The 20,096-nt window shown below is 32.0% G+C and carries 21 protein-coding genes; 14 read left to right on the top strand and 7 right to left on the bottom strand.

Annotation, left to right across the window (positions count from 1 at the left end; genetic code table 11):
* Nucleotides 1-109 precede the first annotated feature (109 nt).
* Nucleotides 110-1,267 carry an MFS transporter gene (locus LQ693_RS11660; RefSeq protein ID WP_025904969.1) on the bottom strand — a complete coding sequence of 386 codons (1,158 nt, stop codon included), beginning with the start codon at nt 1,265-1,267 and terminating at the stop codon, nt 110-112.
* A gap of 359 nt (nt 1,268-1,626) precedes the next feature.
* On the opposite strand from LQ693_RS11660, the gene LQ693_RS11655 reads away from it, so the two are divergent.
* Entirely contained in the window at nt 1,627-2,985 is a 1,359-nt protein-coding gene (locus LQ693_RS11655) for a YjiH family protein (protein ID WP_025904968.1), read from the top strand.
* A 222-nt stretch (nt 2,986-3,207) separates the two neighbouring features.
* Here LQ693_RS11655 and LQ693_RS11650 read toward each other — a convergent pair whose 3' ends face one another.
* From LQ693_RS11650 to LQ693_RS11640, 3 genes are all read right to left on the bottom strand, one after another.
* Nucleotides 3,208-3,534, bottom strand: coding sequence for a heme oxygenase (locus LQ693_RS11650; RefSeq protein ID WP_025904967.1), 327 nt, complete (start codon nt 3,532-3,534; stop codon nt 3,208-3,210).
* An 11-nt stretch (nt 3,535-3,545) separates the two neighbouring features.
* Nucleotides 3,546-4,268 (bottom strand): SDR family NAD(P)-dependent oxidoreductase, encoded by a 723-nt coding sequence (locus LQ693_RS11645; RefSeq protein ID WP_025904966.1) that lies wholly within the window; start codon nt 4,266-4,268, stop codon nt 3,546-3,548.
* A 145-nt stretch (nt 4,269-4,413) separates the two neighbouring features.
* Nucleotides 4,414-4,680 (bottom strand): SunI/YnzG family protein, encoded by a 267-nt coding sequence (locus LQ693_RS11640; RefSeq protein ID WP_025904965.1) that lies wholly within the window; start codon nt 4,678-4,680, stop codon nt 4,414-4,416.
* Nucleotides 4,681-4,906: 226 nt separating this feature from the next.
* Between LQ693_RS11640 and argF the strand changes: the two genes are divergently transcribed.
* On the top strand, nt 4,907-5,908 hold the full coding sequence (gene argF, locus LQ693_RS11635; protein WP_025904964.1) for an ornithine carbamoyltransferase: 1,002 nt from the start codon (nt 4,907-4,909) through the stop codon (nt 5,906-5,908).
* A 44-nt stretch (nt 5,909-5,952) separates the two neighbouring features.
* On the opposite strand, the gene rarD is transcribed toward argF, so the two are convergent.
* Both rarD and hutG read right to left on the bottom strand, forming a co-directional pair.
* On the bottom strand, nt 5,953-6,864 hold the full coding sequence (gene rarD, locus LQ693_RS11630; RefSeq protein ID WP_107573082.1) for an EamA family transporter RarD: 912 nt from the start codon (nt 6,862-6,864) through the stop codon (nt 5,953-5,955).
* A gap of 3 nt (nt 6,865-6,867) precedes the next feature.
* On the bottom strand, nt 6,868-7,857 hold the full coding sequence (gene hutG / locus LQ693_RS11625) for a formimidoylglutamase (protein WP_025904962.1): 990 nt from the start codon (nt 7,855-7,857) through the stop codon (nt 6,868-6,870).
* A 157-nt stretch (nt 7,858-8,014) separates the two neighbouring features.
* On the opposite strand from hutG, the gene LQ693_RS11620 reads away from it, so the two are divergent.
* Nucleotides 8,015-8,731, top strand: a complete 717-nt coding sequence (locus LQ693_RS11620) for a hypothetical protein (protein ID WP_025904961.1) — start codon at nt 8,015-8,017, stop codon at nt 8,729-8,731.
* Nucleotides 8,732-9,007: 276 nt separating this feature from the next.
* Nucleotides 9,008-9,499: a metal-dependent hydrolase gene (locus LQ693_RS11615; protein ID WP_025905811.1), complete on the top strand. Its 492-nt coding sequence runs from the start codon at nt 9,008-9,010 to the stop codon at nt 9,497-9,499.
* A 51-nt stretch (nt 9,500-9,550) separates the two neighbouring features.
* Here the strand turns inward: LQ693_RS11615 and LQ693_RS11610 are convergent, their stop codons facing one another.
* Complete coding sequence (locus tag LQ693_RS11610) at nt 9,551-9,703, bottom strand: hypothetical protein (protein ID WP_173400400.1); 153 nt, start codon at nt 9,701-9,703, stop codon at nt 9,551-9,553.
* Nucleotides 9,704-9,883: 180 nt separating this feature from the next.
* On the opposite strand from LQ693_RS11610, the gene LQ693_RS11605 reads away from it, so the two are divergent.
* The 10 genes from LQ693_RS11605 (at nt 9,884) to LQ693_RS11560 (ending at nt 19,649) form a co-directional block, all read left to right on the top strand.
* Entirely contained in the window at nt 9,884-11,071 is a 1,188-nt protein-coding gene (locus LQ693_RS11605) for a UTP--glucose-1-phosphate uridylyltransferase (RefSeq protein WP_025905812.1), read from the top strand.
* A 14-nt stretch (nt 11,072-11,085) separates the two neighbouring features.
* Complete coding sequence (gene trhA / locus LQ693_RS11600) at nt 11,086-11,784, top strand: PAQR family membrane homeostasis protein TrhA (RefSeq protein ID WP_107565818.1); 699 nt, start codon at nt 11,086-11,088, stop codon at nt 11,782-11,784.
* 9 nt (nt 11,785-11,793) lie between these two features.
* A complete protein-coding gene (locus LQ693_RS11595) occupies nt 11,794-12,036 on the top strand; it encodes a hypothetical protein (RefSeq protein ID WP_025905816.1) in 243 nt (80 codons plus the stop codon).
* A gap of 130 nt (nt 12,037-12,166) precedes the next feature.
* On the top strand, nt 12,167-12,565 hold the full coding sequence (locus tag LQ693_RS11590; protein WP_239703219.1) for a TipAS antibiotic-recognition domain-containing protein: 399 nt from the start codon (nt 12,167-12,169) through the stop codon (nt 12,563-12,565).
* Nucleotides 12,566-12,678: 113 nt separating this feature from the next.
* Nucleotides 12,679-14,268, top strand: coding sequence for an amidohydrolase (locus LQ693_RS11585; protein WP_025905822.1), 1,590 nt, complete (start codon nt 12,679-12,681; stop codon nt 14,266-14,268).
* Nucleotides 14,269-14,271: 3 nt separating this feature from the next.
* On the top strand, nt 14,272-15,612 hold the full coding sequence (gene sdrM / locus LQ693_RS11580; protein ID WP_025905823.1) for a multidrug efflux MFS transporter SdrM: 1,341 nt from the start codon (nt 14,272-14,274) through the stop codon (nt 15,610-15,612).
* A gap of 32 nt (nt 15,613-15,644) precedes the next feature.
* Nucleotides 15,645-16,112: a SepA family multidrug efflux transporter gene (locus LQ693_RS11575; protein ID WP_025905824.1), complete on the top strand. Its 468-nt coding sequence runs from the start codon at nt 15,645-15,647 to the stop codon at nt 16,110-16,112.
* 70 nt (nt 16,113-16,182) lie between these two features.
* Nucleotides 16,183-17,652: an MDR family MFS transporter gene (locus LQ693_RS11570; RefSeq protein WP_025905826.1), complete on the top strand. Its 1,470-nt coding sequence runs from the start codon at nt 16,183-16,185 to the stop codon at nt 17,650-17,652.
* A gap of 269 nt (nt 17,653-17,921) precedes the next feature.
* Complete coding sequence (locus tag LQ693_RS11565) at nt 17,922-18,983, top strand: Mrp/NBP35 family ATP-binding protein (protein WP_025905827.1); 1,062 nt, start codon at nt 17,922-17,924, stop codon at nt 18,981-18,983.
* 15 nt (nt 18,984-18,998) lie between these two features.
* On the top strand, nt 18,999-19,649 hold the full coding sequence (locus LQ693_RS11560) for a KinB-signaling pathway activation protein (RefSeq protein WP_107573083.1): 651 nt from the start codon (nt 18,999-19,001) through the stop codon (nt 19,647-19,649).
* Nucleotides 19,650-20,096 lie beyond the last annotated feature (447 nt).

Genomic DNA, 20,096 nt, shown 5'->3' with positions numbered 1-20,096 from the left:
TAGGCTACTTATCCCCTATAGAATATAGGGAATTAGCAGCCTAGAAAATAGTGTTTTTATTGAGCTCCCTTAGTAAGGGTGCAGTGCCATTATATCTCACTCGCTTTTTTTATGCTTTTTGTGTCTTTGGTTGTTTCTTAATTGTTAAACAAATTAGGAATGCAATAAAGCTTAATGCACCTGCTACATATAAACTAGATACGACATTAAAGTATGATACGAATATCCCACCTAATAATGAACCAGCACCTATTCCTGCATTTAAACTAGACATGTTCCAACTCATTGCTGCACTTGTATCTCCTTCAATTTGAGAGATAATACCGATTTGGATAGGTGGATTTGATCCCCATTGGACAATATTCCAAGCAAATACACCAATTAATGTAATAACAAGTATCGGTAAGAATTGTTCAAATACAAGCATGAGTACTGTATAAGTACTTAATGAAATTAATAGCCACTTTTTACTACCTAATGCATCTGTAATATATCCACCTAATGAAGTACCAATAATTGCACCGATACCTGCAACAAGTAGTACGAGTGATACAATATTTAAATCATATCCATACACAGATAATAATGGGCTAATATACGTTACGACAACATAATTTGCCGCTAATATAAGGAAAGTAATGCTTAAATATTTTACAATTTCTAAAGGATGAATGACTTTGTAATCTTGACTTTGACTAGAAGATTCTAGCGTATCAATTTTATTGCTTGCGACATTAAAAATAATAAGTATAAGCGCAATAATACCAACTGTAGAAATAAACACAAATGACATTCTCCAACCTACTAAGTCTCCTATTTTAGTACCTAGAGGAACACCAAGTACATTCGCTGCACTGAAACCAGTATAAACTAAACCAATCATTTTCCCGCGTTCGCTTGGTTTTGAATACACAACAGTTAAAGATAAGATCTTCACGACAATAATTGCTGCAGCAGCTGAAGATAATATTCGACCTATTACAAGTATTGTAAAGTTAGGTGAAATCGCAATAATCCCATTTCCTAAAATAAATATAATCATACTTACTAATAATACAGTCTTTGGTGAGACATTCTTAGTCAGTTTAACAAGTATGGGTCCGCTAATTGCGAATGTTAATGCATAAACTGTTACAAGTTGTCCTACAATTGCTTCTGATACATTCAAATCTTTACTCATTAAAGTAAGTATACCTGCAATCATTAATTCAACCATTCCCACAACAAATACGCTTAACATAAATGTAATTAATCGAGGTTTCGACATCATATAACTCCTTCTCTTTGACATATAATCATGATTATAACAGTGTGATTTGTAAAAATACAGATAAAATTTAATACCCGAACAATCAGAAATGTAAGGTGTTTTTAAGGTATAAATTGAAAGAATTAATTGGAATTGATCTATATATTATACGGATAATAAATAGAAGTTTGAAAATTTAAAATTTTTAAAGAAAAAATATAATAAATACATTGGTATATTATGATTAATAATTCTTTTATTTTTACTAAAAATAATGACAGCGCTTACATAAAAATATATAATAAAATTAGAGATGAATAGTATTGAATATTTATTAATTATTGTGTATAGTTAGTCTTGCGTAAAGGAGAGAAAGTATGAAAGAGACGAGCGTTTTAGTAGGAAGGTTAAAGTTTATTATATTATCACTGTTAGGAATATATTTATTTTTAGTACCTGTAACAGTAACTGATGATAAAGGGGAGAAGGAAACAAGTTTACCTGTTGCATACCTTGCAAATACAGCTTTAGATTGGATCGGTGACTATGCTGGACTAATTATTATGCTTTTAATTAGTTTCTCTGCAGTAATGACATTAATCTATTCTACGATATTCAGTACTTCTACTAAGAGATCTATAACGAATGAATTATTTAACGTCAATTGGATTTGGGTCGTAATTAGAATAATAGGTGCGATATTTGCAATATTTATTTATTTCGATTTCGGACCAGGGGTAGTTGTAAATGAAAATACCGGATTAATGGTTTACAATGATTTATTACCAACATTACTTGCCGTATTTTTCTTTGCAGGTTTGTTCTTACCCTTATTAATGGACTTTGGTTTATTAGAATTTTTAGGACCAATGTTTGCACCAATTATGAGACCTGTATTTAAATTACCTGGTAGATCAACTGTTGATAATCTAGCATCATTTATTGGTGATGGAACTGTAGGCGTTATGATTACAAGCCAACAATATGAACAAGGATTTTATACACGTAGAGAAGCAACTGTCATTGCGACAACATTCTCTGTTGTATCTATTACATTTGCAATTGTCATTGCTCAAACAATCGGCTTAATGGATTATTTCTTTAAATTTTATTTATCAGTTATTTTAGCTTGTGTTGTAGCAGCGTTTATAATGCCTAGAATTTGGCCACTTAAACAAATTCCAGATAAGTATTCAAACGGAAGCACTGAGCAATTAAATGAATCAATTCCTAAAACACATAATCCAATATCATGGGGATTTGAACAAGCAACTCAAAAAGCTGTAAAATCACCTAACCTTAAACAATTCTTTATTAACGGTGTGAAGACCGTGTTGGATATGTGGTTAGCAGTACTACCAGTGGTTATGACAATCGGTACTTTAGCAACTATTGTTGCTGAATATACACCAACATTTAGTATATTAGGCGCACCATTTGTACCATTATTAGAATTAATGCAAATACCATATGCAAAAGAAATGTCTGAAACATTATTAATCGGTTTTGCTGATATGTTCTTACCATCATTACTGATTAGTAATGTACCAAGTGATATGACAAGATTTATCGTAGGTGCTTTAAGTATTTCACAATTAATATATTTATCAGAAGTAGGGGGCGTTATACTCGGTTCGAAAATACCAGTAAGCCTAGGGAAACTATTTATGATATATATTATGCGTACAATTATAGCGCTACCGATAATCGTTATATTAGCTCATATATTCTTCTAAATTTAAATAGCGACAGAGGCATGATGTGCCCCTGTCGTTTTTGTATGTTTGGGAATGGTTGGGGGAGATGAGGCGGTTTTGAGTCTTGGCTTAAGTACTGAGTAAAGCCATGAGATTGTCCAAATTATAGCTTAAGCACCAAATAAACTCACATCTTTCCCATTCCACTCCCATAACAAAAAACAAACTGAACTGTATAAGTTCAGTTTGTCCATATTTCGATTATTTTGGATCGATTGTTGTTTCGACTTTAGCGATTGCGATTTCAGATCCTAACATTGGGGATTCGCCTTTGTCTTTATTATTGTCTCCGCCGCGACTATGTGCTTGTTTAAATGCATCGCTCGTTTTCCATGCTTCGAAGTCTTCTAGTTCTTCCCACCACATATTTACATGTAATTCGTCATTGTCATCAATGTCTTGCATGTTCCAAGTTTCGACTTTAATGAAACCTTTCATTTCTTGCAATGCGCCACCTTTAGTAAACATTGGTGCTAATTTTTCTGCATAACCTTTTTTCATTTTAATTCTATTTGTTACAACATACATAGTGATCTCTCCTATTCTTTTGGTGTTGGGTTAGTAGCCCAGATTTGTGCTGTCTTCATAAATGTTCTTGGTTGTAGTTTCAGTTGTGATACAACTACGTCTGCTATATCTTCTGGATGCGTCATCGTATCTTCTTGTAATTGTGTTTCTCCTATTAAATCTGTTAATACGGCAGAAGGGGTTAAATATGACACTCGAATGTTATGTTTTCTCATTTCTTGCATAATACCTTCAGTCATACCAATTACCGCATATTTAGTAGCAGAATAGATACTGCTTGTTGCACTGGCTTTTAAACCAGACATTGAAGCGATATTTATAACATCTCCGCTTTTTTGTCTTACGAGATGTGGTAATGCTTCTTGTAAGACGTAGTATATACCTTTAACATTTGTTTCAAATAATTGATCAAATTCAGATTCACTTACTTCTAAAAATGAATTATTCTTCATAATACCTGCATTATTAATCACGATATCTATAGAGCCTAATGCATGGTATGAATCTTCTATGAAACGTTGCACATCTTTTTGGTGCGCAATATTGGTTTCTTTATAAAATACTTTGACGTCATATTGTTTAAGTTCATCGGCTGTTGCTTTTAAAGTATCAATATTTCTACTTGCAATTGCGACGTTGACGCCTTCATGAGCTAATGCAATCGCGATTGATTTACCGATACCTTTAGAGCCACCTGTAATGACTGCATTGAGCCCTTTTAAGTCTCTTAACATATTGATCATCACTCCTTTCTTATATGTTAGCATGCTTTAAAAATGTATCATAATAATTCAATTTGAAAATGCCATATAAATAACACCACGAAGTCAGTGTAATATGACTTCGCGGTGTTTATTTAAAATGCCTGAAAGTTTGAACTTAAGCTTCTTTAGTGAGCTCGTTGTAAACTTTCTTATCAGCATGTGTATAAATAATGTATTCTTTATCATTTGTTTCGATAATCACACGATTTGTTTTGCCAAAAGTTGAGCCAATTCTTACGATATGATCTTGGGCTTCATTAGACAAAGCGTGAATATCTTGATCCTCTTTAATGTTTTTAATTTCATTATTTGGAATTGTAATGTCCGCTACTCTCCATTGAATATGAACTTGATTATTGTCCTTTGATACTCTCATTGCCATATCTAAACACATCCTTTTGTTTGATGACTACATCATAACGTATTATGTATCCGTTTTCAATAGAAAAACGAGAAAATGTGTTATATTTTTTGTTTATTATGTCATACTAATTAATAAAAGTATTTTTATGCAATATATTGAATAACTATTTACAAATAGAATCGTATGCTGTAATATTATCTTTATAAATAAATAAGGAGCTGGTTTCATTGGGACGAAGTTATCTATGTTAAAAGAATTAAACAAGACAAGTTTTTTAAAAGAAGTTGATTTTTCTAAAGCAGAATTAGAATCACTTATTGATTTGGCAATGGAATTAAAATTCAAAGAAAAGCATCAGATCCCTCATCGTTATTTAAACGGGAAACATATCGCTTTATTATTTGAAAAGCAATCAACAAGAACACGTTCAGCTTTCACAGTAGCTGCAACTAAAATGGGTGCAAGTGTGTCTTATTTAGGTAAAGAAGATTTACAACTAGGTAAGAAAGAATCTGTAGAAGATACAGCAGTCGTACTTGGATCAATGTTTGATGGTATTGCTTTTAGAGGATTTGAACAAAAGACAGTAGAAGACTTAGCTCAATATTCCAACGTACCTGTCTGGAATGGCTTAACAAATGAGTGGCATCCTACACAAATGTTAGCGGACTTTATGACAATTAAAGAATACTTTGGTACATACGAAGGAAAGACTTTGACATTTATAGGAGATGGACGTAATAATGTTGCGAACTCATTGCTCGTTACGAGTGCAATTTTAGGTGTGAATATTCATATTGTTGCACCATCATCACTTCAACCAAATGAAGAAGTTCAAAATATGGCATTGTCATTTAGTAAAGAATCTGGAAGTGAGATATTAATTACAGATAATATCCAAGAAGGTATTTACGGCAGTGATATCATATATACAGATGTTTGGTGTTCAATGGGTGAGGAACAACAATTGGAAGAACGCTTTGAATTACTTAAAGATTACCAAGTAAATCAAAACTTAATTAATTTAACTGGTAAAAATGAAACTTTATTTTTACATTGCTTACCAGCTATTCATGATTTAAATACTGAAATGGGTGCGCTATGCTTCGAAAAGTTTGGTGTAACATGTATGGAAGTGACAGATGACGTATTTAGATCAGATTATTCAAAAGTATTCCAACAAGCAGAAAATAGAATGCATACAATTAAAGCATTATTAGCTACAACTTGTGGCGATATATATTAACGAATAAAGGCTGAGACATCCATGAATGTCTCAGCCTTTTATTGTTAACGAGCTTCTTTTGTTAATTTTTTTCTATTGCGATTAAGTTCTACATATTTACTGTAACTATAAATGATAATACCTGCCCAGATAAATATGAATGTAATAAATTGATCAACATCGAAATGTTCGTTCAATAAGAATATACCGATAAAGAACATGATAGTTGGACCAATATATTGAATAAAGCCTGTTAATGATAGTGGTATTCTTCTTGCGCCAGCACTAAATAAAATAAGTGGAACAGCTGTAACAGCACCAGAAAGTAATAACCATCCGCTTGAACTGTTCATACCAAATGTAATGGCGTTGTGTTGTGATAAGTAGAAGATATAAATAAGTGCTGCTGGTAATGTCACGATACATTCTATCGTAATACTACTAAATGCATCGATATCTACAACTTTCTTGATCAATCCATAAAGCGCAAATGATGTTGCGAGTAATATTGATACGAACGGAAATTCTCCGACTTGAAAAGTCATATAAATAACACCAACAAATGCTAATAGAATAGCTACCCATTGAGCTTTTGAGAATCGTTCGCCTAAGAAAATAAAGGCTAGGAAAATACTCATTAAAGGATTGATGTAATAACCAAGACTTGCTTGTAGCACATGGTGGTTATTAACTGCCCAAATAAATGTACCCCAGTTCACTGTAATTATATAACCAGCGATGATAATAGCGAATAGCATTTTCTTTTGTTTAAATAGCTTAATCGTTGCTGCTTTGAACATTGGAAATTGTTTTGTAAATAATAACAGTAATAACATGAATACTGCTGACCATATAATACGATGTGCTAAAATTTCGAATGGTCCAATTTCACTTACGAGGTTCCAATAAATTGGTAGGACACCCCAAATAACATATGCAAATATTGCATATATAATACCTTTTTTAAATTCTGACATGATTTAGGACTCCCACTGTGATTGAATGACTTCTGCTTGATCGTGATAAATATTCGATGCGATATTCGCAAGTAATCTTGCAGTTCGATTATCTATATCGAATCTTGGTGATAGCTCAGCAATACTAATGCTTGAACTTTTGTTTGAGTTTGTAACTAATTGTAAAATTGTTTGAACGATTTGAGGTTGTAATCCCATAATACAAGGTGCACTTACTGCAGGTGCATAACTTACATCTATAGAATCTGTACATAATGTAATGAGAATTTCATCATATCCTTCAATGAATGAATTAATAGAAGTAATTGTTTCTATCGATAAATGGCTACGAAGTTCATCTTCACGAATGTATTGGACACCGTATTCATCAGCTCTTTCGAAGAGTGCTTTTGTATTACCATTTTTCTGAATACCTAGTACGAAATAACCAACTTGATCATCTTGATCTAAAATCTGTTTAAACATTGTGCCAGAAGATGGTTTTTCGTCGTAATCTCTCATATCAAAATGTGCGTCTATATTGATGATGCCAATTTTTTTGTCTTTGTTGGCTTTTCTTACACCTAAATAATGGCCATATAATACTTCATGACCACCACCGATAATAACTGTAAAGTCATTATGCAATAATATGTTTGAGATTTTATCTCCAAGTTCTGATTGCGCTTCTTCCATTTTATTTTTGTGGCAAATGACATCTCCGTAGTCAGTTAAATGTAAGTACTCATTATGTATTGGTAAAGGACTTAAAGCTTTTCTAAAATGTTTAGGACCGTCTACTGCACCTGGTCGACCATTATTTCTAGAAACACCTTCATCGCATTCAAAACCTATAAGTGCCATATTAACTTGATGTTCGAATTCTTTCTTTGGTGTAATGTCTTCTTTCTCAATATGAATTGAGTCAACGATTTGATGAAATCTAAAAGCAGAACGCAATGTTGTGCTATCTGTTCTACCTGTCCACTCATCCTTTTTAACATTTCTATACATATTTAATACCTCCTACATGTTACAATAGTTTTTACTAATGTTAGTTTATCATGTATGATATTCTTATGTTTTATTAAATGCTTAATTATTTTATAAGAAAGAAGTGTCTTTAATGAATAGTAAGAAAGAAAAAGCAAAAAGGCCGAGGAGTGATTCTATGAAATGGATTTATGGTCTCTTAACAGTTTGCTTATTATTTCTAGTAGCATGTGACAACCAAACTTCTAAGAATAATGAACATAATGATAACGAAAAATCATCTGAAACGACTACTGAGAAAAAAACAACTTCAGAATCGACAGGTGAAGATGTTAAAACTAAAGAAGAAAAATCAAAAACAAATAATAATGATAACAATCAACAATCTACAGATGAAATTCCAGTAGAAGAAAATGTAAATGGTGTTAAACCGAACAATCATAATGAAACTGAAAACTTTGATACAGAAGCTTATACAGTAGCTAGAAATTGCTTATTAAATCAAGGTAACTCTCAAGCAGAATGTGATAAAGCAGAAAATACAATCGAATTTACGAGAGCTTGGCAAAATTTATCTCGTGATGGTTATTTATGTAATGATGATGGCTGTACATTACCTAAAGAAAACGATCAGAATAATCAAGGTCATCAAGATCAACATCACTCAAATACAAATGAAGATTCAAACCAAGATTCAAATCAAGGATCAAATGAACAAAGTAATGAACCATACGAAGAGGATAATAATCAAGCAGATCCATCTCGAAACACGAATCAACAAGATGAGAATACAAATAGTGAAGGGCAAAGTCAAAATCGCTCTCAACAATCAAGCAACAATGAATCCACTCAAAGTGATCATCAACAAGAAACACAATTAAATAAAGCAAGCTAAATAAAAAAACGTTCATCGAATTAGATGAACGTTTTTTTAATTGTGAAATAAGGGGGTTATTTCAACAATGGTATAGGGTTATGTTTAATATGACTTACAACTATAGTTTAACAGGGATTAAGAACAAATCAATACTTATGTGATTCTTTTCACAATTTTGTCATTTGAATTGCAATTATGTGAGGTATATCACTATAAAGTCACAAAGTGTTCGTATACTTGTTCGGTATTTTGTGGTAAAATAAAATAAAGTAATTGAAAAGAGGAAACATTAATATGACAGGAAAAACACATCTTTCATGCGGTATATTCATCGGGTCATCATTAAGTATTTATTATGGAGAAGATATTTTTACATCATTTACGATTGTAAGCTTATGTGGTGTAGCGAGTTTGGTCCCAGATATTTGTCATTTCAAAAGTAATCTAGGTAAGAAAATATTTCCTATCAGTTTTATTATTAGGTTAATTTTTGGACACCGAACGTTTACCCATTCATTATTATTTCTATTTTTAATATTTTGGGGATTGAGAACAATACCCGCACCAGAACCATATTTAGTTTCGATTATATTGGGGATGTTATCGCATATCATTTTAGATATGTTAACACCAAGAGGGGTTAAACTATTTTACCCTTTAAATGTCTCAGTTAAATTACCCATTGTATTTAGAACTGGCGGTGTTATGGATTTAAGCTTATCATCTGCATTTACCATTATCACAGTCATTTTATGGTGGAAAGATATTTATCGATTGTTTATATAAAAAAAGAAGCTAAGACAAAAGGTAGTGTCTTAGCTTCCATTAAACATTATGTTATTTTCCGAATTTACCTTTTAAATCCTCGCCTTTTTCTTTAGCAAAGTCTTTACCTTTTTCAGTATATTCGTCTTTATTCTCTTCTAAATGATCCTTACCTTTTTCAACTGCTTTGTCTTTTGAATCATTAAACTTATCTCCTAAACTCATAATAAAATCCTCCTTGGCCTATTATATATAGGAATATTTTGTGCTTAAAGCAACACATTATTATAAATACCCATTTAATTTTAAAATAATCATTTTAATTATAAATTTTTTATGATATTTTTAGACAAATCGTTCTAAAGTCGTATAATAAGAATGAGTCAAATTTTCGGAGGTATTATAATGTTAGATGAAACAAACCTGAAAGAACATGGTCAAAATCACATTTTAGAATATATTAAAGTGATGAGCCAAAGCGAGAAAGAACAATTAGAATCTGATATTAATCAATTAGATTTAGATGAAATAGATAAACTATATCAAGATGTATACATAAATAGAAAGACAATAGATGTTGCAGATAATATAGAACAAGTTGAGTTTGAAGTTAAAGATCAACTTTCAGAAGAACAACTGAAATCTTACCGTTCACTTGGTGTACAAGCGATTAAAGATGGTAAATTTGCGGTATTATTAATGGCTGGTGGACAAGGTACAAGATTAGGTCATGTAGGACCAAAGGGTACATTCTCATTCAATAACAAAAGTTTATTTGAAAGACAAGCAGAGCAATTAAAGCAATTAACAGAAGAAGTTGGTACACCAATTCATTGGTATATCATGACAAGTGACGTGAATCATAAAGATACATTGTCATTTTTCTTAGAAAATAAATACTTTAATTATGATGAAAATTATATTCATTTCTTCAAGCAAGACCACATTGTATCTTTAACGACGGACGGTCAATTAATTTTAGATACAAATAGAAGAGTGATGCGTACACCTAATGGTAATGGTGGTGTATTCAAATCTCTAGAGAAGACAAAGTTACTTGCTGAAATGAAAGAAAATGGCGTGGAATACTTATTCTTAAACAACATTGATAATGCGCTCGTAAAAGTGTTGGATCCTGAATTTGTTGGATTTACAGTAGAACATAATAGTGACGTGACAACTAAATCTATCAAAGCGCATAGCGGAGAAAAAGTTGGTCGTCTTGTATCAATAGATGGTAAAAAGCGTGTATTAGAGTATTCTGAGCTATCTGAAGATGATGTAGATAAACTAGAGAATGCTAACATTGGTATTCATGTATTTAAATTAGATTTCCTTATAGAAGCGGCTTCTAAACCATTACCGTATCATTTAGCAGTTAAGAAGTTAAAACAATTAGATGAAGACTTCAGTGTTGTAGAAGAAGAGTCATTGAAATTCGAATTGTTTTATTTTGATATTTTCCAATATGCAGAATCATTTGCTACTTTACAAGTAGATAGAACGAAAGAATTTAGCCCTTTAAAGAACAAAGAAGGACAAGACAGTATTGAAACAGCGCAAAGAGATTTAGAGAACAATCAACTATTATGAAAAGAGGGATATGAATGGAACAAATCAATCATACAAAGTCTCATCATAGAAAAAATGGGAAAGTTAAAGAAGCATTTAAAGATATTATGCCACTTTCCTTCGGTGAGGAAGTTGGAAATGCAGTATCACATGGTGTCCCTGCTTTCTTTCTATTATTCTTCTTACCATACGCAGCAGTAGAAAGTTATATTAGTGATGGCGCACTTAAATCGACGAGTGTATCTATTTATATTATAAGTATTATGCTGATGTTTTTATCATCTGCTATTTATCACTCAATGTCATCTTCATCACCTCAGAAATACATTATGAGAATTATTGATCATAGTATGATTTATATCGCAATTTGTGGAACGTATACGCCGATTGCATTATCGTTAGTGGGCGGCTGGTTAGGTTGGCTTATTATGGCAGTCCAATGGGGTATTACAATTTGGGGAATTGTATATAAATCAACAGCTAAGAACGTTAATCATAAATTAAGTTTAGCGATGTATTTAATCATGGGTTGGATGGGTGTTCTCATGTTACCAACAGTTATCAATAAGACATCGTTAATATTTATGTTGTTTATTTTATTTGGAGGTCTTAGTTATACAGTAGGGGCATGGTTCTATGCTCAAAAAGATAAAAAGTACTTCCATATGATTTGGCACTTCTTCATTTTGATTGCTTCAATTTTTCATTTTCTAGCAATTATGTACTTTATGTAGGAGGATAAGATGAACTATCGTTTGTATTATACGGTTCTTACAATTATTATTTTAATTCAAGGCTATTTCTTTTATTACTTTGTATTTAGTGACGGCAAACAAAGTGGTTTGCAGTTTATGGGTATTGTTTCACTTATATTCGGTTTAATATTAGTTTATGCATTAATATTACTAATTAAACACCAACGCAGAAATAATAAACAAACGTTTAATGAACATCTTAAAAAAGGTGAACAAAGACGATTGAAATAAAGATAGCGAGCGGGATATGAAATCTTTTTATGATATAGAGGTTTCTATCCCGCTCTTTTTGTTATTTTTTTGCAAAACGGGTAAATAGATAATATTAAATGTTATACGATATGAATAGGGGGAAATCATAATGTCAGAAAAAAGAGATTTTGAAACATTCGATCGTGACAAACTAAATGTTAATGAAGAGGTTCAGGGAGAAACAGTAGAAGATAGAAGCGGCCATAAGATAGACCAGACTGATGATCGGTTTCTAGATATGACGAAAGATGAAATTAAAAGTAAAAATCAAATTGAAAAGAAACTCGTAGAAAAACTGGATAACATTGTAGAACAAGGTGCAACATTAGAAAAACAAGAAGAAGTCACTCAGTTACACAGAGAATGGTTAACATTCAGTTGGCCAAATTATACAGAAGATAAACACTTAGAAATTATTAATATGTATGAAGCGGATGATAGATATAAAGCACATTTTGGTGAAGAAAGAACGGAAGCATTAATTACTGCCGTTAAGCATGTCATATAATAAAAATGAACTTTATAAAATTAAAATAGGAGACATCGATTTTATCGGTGTCTTTTTTACTATTAAATATGTAGAATTAGAATAAACTTGAATGTATAAGGGAGCTGAATCGGATGAAAAAGTTATATCATAACGGAACAATATATACGATGGAAAGACCAGATGATACATATGCAGGGGTAATTGTAGAAAATGGTTTGATAGAAACTGTTTTATCAAAAGAAGATTTAAACCAAATTCAAACAACGGATTATGAAACAATCGATTTAAAAGGTGGAACGATGTTTCCTGGATTTGTTGAAACACATATTCATGTTATGGGGACTGGCGTTTGGTTATCTTCAGTCATTTTAAATGGTGAGACAAATATCGAAAATGTAAAACAAAAAATTAGCCAAAAAGCCCAAACATTACAACCAGGTGAATGGTTAGTTGCTGAAGGGTATGACGAAAATTTATTAAATGGTATTAGACTTAATAAATTTGATTTAGATGAATTATGCAAAGATAATCCGGTAATTGTTAAAAGAGTATGTAGACATGCAGCAATCGTCAATTCGAAAGCATTAGAGATTTTAGGTATGACAAATGATGTCGAAAATCCTGACGGTGGTTCATATGAAAAACAAGAAGGTGAACTGACTGGTTGGTTATATGATACAGCTATGGAACCATTTGAAGAATTAGCTTCAAATGAAGATGAACAGTCTCTTACTAAACATTTAAATAACGCGATTACATATTTATATCAGTATGGTATAACAGGATCGCATACAGAAGATTTAGGTTACTACGAAGATTATAAAGATGTCTTAAATGCTTATAAAACAGTTGTAGGACCAGGGGAAGATCAAAAGCCATTTAGAGTACGATTGTTACGACACTTTAGTGTTTATGAACAAATGATGGAAGAACAGGCGACTTTTGTTGATAAATGGATAGAGCCTGATGCTATGAAATTTTATGCAGATGGTGCTTTTGGAGGCAGTACAGCATTGTTGAAAGAACCTTATTCTAATGACCCTACTGGAACGAATTATGGACTTGCGATATATACACAAGAAGAACTCGAAGAAAAAGTAAAAATTGCTAGAAAATATAATGGTGCGATAGCTGTTCATATGATTGGTGACAAAGCTTGTGAAATGGTATTAGATGCAATAGAAAAATATCCTGTACCAAACGGACTTAGAGATAGATTAATTCATATTAGCACATTAAATGAAGAACTGTTACAACGTGTTGCGAAGTTACCTGTGATTTGTGACGTTCAGCCACAATTTATTACAAGTGATTTTCCGTGGATTCAAGATAAAGTAGGCAAAGAGAGAGCAAGATATTTATATCCATTCAAGTCAATGTTAGACTTAGGTATTATAATAGGTGGCGGTTCAGATGCACCGATTGAAACACCGAATCCTATGCTAGGTATTCATGCGGCAGTTAATAGACAAACGTATGGTGAAGAAGGTGCGTATTTCTTTGAAGAAGCACTATCTGTATTCGATGCTTTACGTTTATATACAACACTCGCGAGTGAGATTGGTCAAACGACTGACCGTACTGGAAGAATTAAAGTAGGATATGAAGCGGATTTCACTGTGTTAGATCAAGATCCATTTAAGGTTAACCGTCAAGATTTAGCACAAATTCAAGCTAAATTAACAATTGTTAACGGAAATATTGTATACGAAAGAGCGTGAATTATGACTAAGAACAAAGGAATTGTGTTGGCTTTAGTACTTATTATGTTTATGAGTGCTATAGAAACATCAATCGTATCTTTAGCAACACCAACAATGCAGAAAGACTTTAATATTGATACGGAAGTTGCATTAATCTTTACAGTATATTTAATAGCGGTTGTGTTTATGACACCAATCGTTGGTGAACTTGTAAAGAGAATTAATATTAAGTTAGTAGTGTTACTAGGGATATCTGTATTTATTATTGGTAGTGTATTTTGTGGGTTAAGTGAAATGACACATAGTTTCCCATTGCTAGTTATTTCTAGAATTGTTCAAGGTTTAGGTGCAGGTGTCATGATGACATTAGGTCAAGTTGTACCTAAACTTGCTTTTCCAATTCCGAGAAGATATAAAGTGATGGGTATCGTTGGAAGTGTTTGGGGTATATCTAGTATTGTAGGACCACTGTTAGGTGGCGCAATATTAGAATCTTTAAACTGGAGCTTTCTATTTTATATCAATGTACCTATAGCTTTAGTATCTATGTGGTTGGTTATTAAGTATTTTAATTTCGAACAAGAGAAAGTAGAAAAAACTAAATTAGATTATAAAGGCTTATTCATATTTTATGGTGTGGTTGCAAGCTTTTTACTAATTATTGCAGAACATATACCATTTATTGTACGTATGATTTGCTTCATATTATTAGTTGGATTTGTCGTATTACTCTACAGAGTTGAGACGCGTATGCGAAATCCATTTGTACCTGTTGAAGCATTTAATAGAAAAATCATTCTCGTATTGTTTACAGATATGATTTATTCAACAATGTTGATGGGCTACACTATTTTTATGCCAATCTATTTACAAAATGAACAAGGCTTTACACCGTTACAAAGTGGTTTAATCATTTTTCCAATGTCGGTAGGTTGGTTGTTTATCACGTTTGTACTTGGTAGATTAGATCAACTGAAATTGAAATTTATTTATATGTTAGCTTTCTTGGCAATGTTTGTTGGTAGCTTTGCTATATTAACAGGCGTTGAATGGATTGTAATCATCCCATTTGCTGTTTTTGTAATGGGTGTATCATTTGGTACAGTATATACGAAAGATGTTGTCGTTGTTCAAGAAGAAGCACCTCATCACCAATTAGGTTCCATGATGTCGATTTATACATTATTTAAGACAATAGGTAGTACAACTGGATCGTTAATTGTTTCTTCAATATATGTATTAAACATTTCATTTTTAAGTTATGGCGTTCAAAATATTATGTTGTATATTATGTTAGTAGTCGTTACATTGACGATTGTATGGTCTATTGTATTTAAAGAAAAGCGTAGAAAAAGTTTTTAAAGGTAAAACATATTTAGAGGGAGTCACAATGTATGAAAAGAAAAAATAAGCGTTTTGATATTTTTCATTTATTGTCCATATTGATTATTATAAGTATTTTCACATTGTCTGGTGCAATTTTTATTGTACTACTTTCTTTTGGTATGTTTGGATTAAGCAGAATTTTAATTTATTATGGCTTAGCAGAATTCAACTACAATAAAAGTATGATAGACAACTTGTTCTATTATGGTAGTTATATATTGTTTGGCTACTTTACACTTGTCGCTATAGAATTTTTATTAGATAGATTTAAAAATAGACTAAATGATAATCCGTATTTCAAGGGTATGACTTTTCATTTATTAACAATTACTGTTAGCACGATTATGTTTTATTTCACAGTACATATATATTATTCACAAATCAAAATTGAGTTTTGGATCATTTTAGTGATTATCACTGTTTTATATATATGTACTGAAATTTTCTATCCAGATAGCAAAAATTTAAACCGATGAAACATTTATTTTGATTTCCGAAATAAAATAGTGCATAATAGCAAAGGTATATTTGGAAGGAGTTGAAACCATGAATGTTCAGGACATTTCAAAAGGTCAAAGAAATTTAGTAGTAGCTGTAATGTTAGTAAGTGCCTTTGTGGCGATTTTAAACCAAACTTTATTAAATACAGCAATACCTGAAATCATGGTACATTTAAAAATCGATGCCAACCAAGGTCAATGGTTAATGACAGGATTTATGTTAGTCAACGGTGTTATGATACCGGCTACAGCATTTTTAATGGATAAATTTAATACAAGACCACTTTATTTAATGGCGATGTTATCATTTACAATCGGTACGTTAGTTGCCGCTTTATCGCCAAACTTCGGAATATTAATGTTAGCAAGAGTACTTCAAGCAATGGGTGCTGGTGTTATGATGCCCCTTATGCAATTTGTACTCTTTAATTTATTCCCTAAAGAAAAACGTGGTTTTGCGATGGGTATGGCGGGTCTCGTTATCTCATTCGCCCCAGCATTAGGTCCAACGTTATCTGGTTATCTCGTTGATAACTTTAGTTGGAGAAGTCCATTCTACACAATCATTCCATTCGCGGTTGTAGCATTAGCTTTTGGTGCGAAATACTTAACGAATATTTCTAAACCAAAAGATGTTCACTTAGATGTACCATCTATTATTCTATCTACAGTAGGCTTCGGATCTTTATTATATGGATTCAGTAGCGCAGGATCACTAGGATTCACATCACCAATTGTTATCGTTACATTAGTTGTAGGTATCGTAACGTTAGTAATCTTCGTATTAAGACAGTTAAAATTAGAAACCCCATTATTGAATATTAGAGTATTCAAGTATAAAACATTTACATTAACAACAATCATAGGTATTTTCTCAATGGTATCTTTAATTGGACCATCTTTATTAATGCCAATGTATATGCAAGATGCAAGAGGATATTCAGCATTAATCTCTGGTTTACTGTTATTACCAGGTGCAATCATTACAGGTGTTATGTCACTTGTAACAGGTCGTTTATTCGACAAATATGGTGCGAAATGGTTGGCAATCATCGGATTTACAATCATTACAGTCACAACATTCATGCTTGCATTCTTAAATGATAGTACATCACTACTTTATTTAATTGTTGTTTATTCCATTAGAATGTTTGGTGTCTCTATGATTATGATGCCTGTTAATACAGCAGGATTAAATGCGATTCCAAACGAAGTATTATCTCATGGTACAGCGATGATGAATACATTAAGAACAATCGCTGGTTCAATTGGTACAGGTATATTAGTAACGATTATGTCGATTGGTGCTAAGAACTTTGAACCTTCAAAGACACAATTAGAACATGCCAATGCAGGTAATACTGCGAAGATATTACAATCTGAAGCAATGATTCACGGTATTAATATAGCTTTCTTAGTATTAACTGTTATTGTATTTTTCGGAGTTGTATTATCTATATTTATTAAATCTGAAAACAAACATAGTAATACAAGAATACCGAACCATTCTAAATAAGAAGATTTAAAGAGACTGAGACATAATGTAATGTTTCAGTCTCTTTTTACAACTTGGCAGTAGATGTCTGAATTGAAAATGCGCTTGTACCAAGCTTTTTTCAACTCTAGTCATCCTTGCCGGGGCGGGACTACGAAATCTTTTTATATAAATTAGATTTCTGTCCCGCTCCCTTTTTTTAAACAATAAACTACCTGTATGTTTAAATTTTTTGTTACACTGAATATAATGATAAGTAGATAATTATTTTAGAAGGGGAGTCGTAGATTTTGTTATCAGTAGAACAGGTTAAAGAACTTGTGGGAGCGTTACATGATCCAATTGTAGATGTACCACTTAAAGAAACTGGCGGCATAGTTGAAGTTAGCATCAAAGAAGAAAAAGAACATGTGAGTGTCAAAGTTGCGATAGCTAAACTTGGCGGACAACCACAACTTGATTTACAAATGGAAATTGTAGATCTATTAAAAGAAAATGGTGCGAAAACTGTAGGGATAAGATTTGATGAATTATCTGATGAAGCATTAGAAAAATTCAAAGGTGTAATGGAAGAACAAACGATAGAAGGGCTATTATCTAAAGATAATCCGGTTGAATTTATTGCAGTTGCCTCAGGTAAAGGCGGTGTTGGTAAATCAACAGTAGCCGTTAACTTAGCAGTATCTCTTGCTAGAGAAGGTAAAAAAGTAGGACTCGTTGATGCTGATATTTATGGATTTAGTGTTCCAGATATGATGGGCATACAAGAAAAGCCAGAAGTAGAAGGCGAACAAATTATTCCTGTTGAGCGTGAAGGCGTTAAAGTTATTTCTATGGCATTTTTCGTTGAAGAAAATGCACCTGTCATTTGGAGAGGTCCAATGTTAGGAAAAATGATCACAAGTTTCTTTACAGAAGTTAAATGGGGAGAATTAGATTACTTAATACTTGATTTACCACCAGGTACTGGTGATGTAGCTTTAGATGTACATACAATGTTACCTTCAAGTAAAGAAATTATTGTAACGACACCTCATCCTACTGCAGCATTTGTTGCAGCAAGAGCTGGTGCAATGGCTAAACATACTGAACATTCTATTTTAGGTGTAATCGAAAATATGTCTTATTTCCAAAGTAAAGAAACAGGAAATAAAGAATATGTATTCGGTAAAGGCGGCGGTGCTAAATTAGCACAGGAACTTCAAACGACGTTATTAGGTGAGCTTCCATTAAGTCAACCTGAGTGGGATGAAAATAACTTTTCACCTTCTATCTATAAAGAACATGAAGATTTAGGTAAAGTTTATAGTCAAATTGCTAAGAATATCATTAATATAACAGATGAAGATTAGTGCGGAGGTAAGCAAGTGACTTTAAAATATTTAATTCAATTTTACAGAAATACACTGTTGATAGGTGTAGTTGTGACATATATTGCGTCACTTATCTTTGGATATGATAAAGTAACGAAATATTTATTTGCTGGAGAAATAGGTGAGTTTGTAGCAGCTTCAATATGGTTCTTAGTTGTAGGACTACTTGTAGCAACTATTAGTCAGCTTGCATATTTCATCTATTTATTCATTAATCAATTAGGCATAGGTATCTTTGGTAAGATATGGCCACATGTACAAATCGTTGTAACAGTATTTGCTATATTTGATTTAGTGTATTTTAGATTTTTAAGATTTGGTGGAACAGATCAAATCATATCATTTATTTGGCTACCAATCGTTGTCGTTATTTTTGCAATCATTACAAGTAATATAAAAAACAAACAATCTAAAAAGAATTTATGGATTCCATCTATGTTTTTCATGGTTGTTATGACAACAGTTGAACTTATACCATTTTTAAGAGTAGAAGATACAAGTTGGATTTATCTAACAATCTTTGGATTATTATTATGTAATGCTTATCAATTAATTACATTACCTAAATATAATGCGTTGTCTCTTGAAGAGAGAAAAGCCAAGAAATCAAAGTTGAATAAAGACAGTAAATCATTGAAGAAATGATACAAAGCACAAGATTAAATTCTATTTACACCTTAATCTTGTGCTTTTTAATTTTTTGTTAAAAAAGATGCTAAATAGTGTTGACTTTTAAAACCTCACTTGATATTATATAAAAGTCGCTGAAAACGACAGCACAACAACGAAAAAAGTTATCAAAACTTTTTCTTGAAAGTGTAAAATTGACTCTTGTTAATACGAAATAAATGTTATATATTTATAAACGTGTTAAAAATAAGTTAACAAAATTAGTTGAAAACAAACATTGTTTTTAGTACAATATTGTTTAGACGCAAATTAGATGAACATTGAAAACTGAATGACAATATGTCAACGTTAATTCCAATAATTGAGTACTAAAAGTACTTCAGAGTGATTGGCTTAACCAATCAAAAATGAGCTTATCAAGCTTACTTCTTTTATGGAGAGTTTGATCCTGGCTCAGGATGA

This window comes from Mammaliicoccus sp. B-M6, from assembly GCF_022386965.1.
Classification (GTDB): domain Bacteria; phylum Bacillota; class Bacilli; order Staphylococcales; family Staphylococcaceae; genus Mammaliicoccus; species Mammaliicoccus sciuri_A.
The sequence above is the reverse complement of the archived record's forward strand: the minus strand, read 5'-3'. Positions and strand labels throughout refer to the sequence as shown.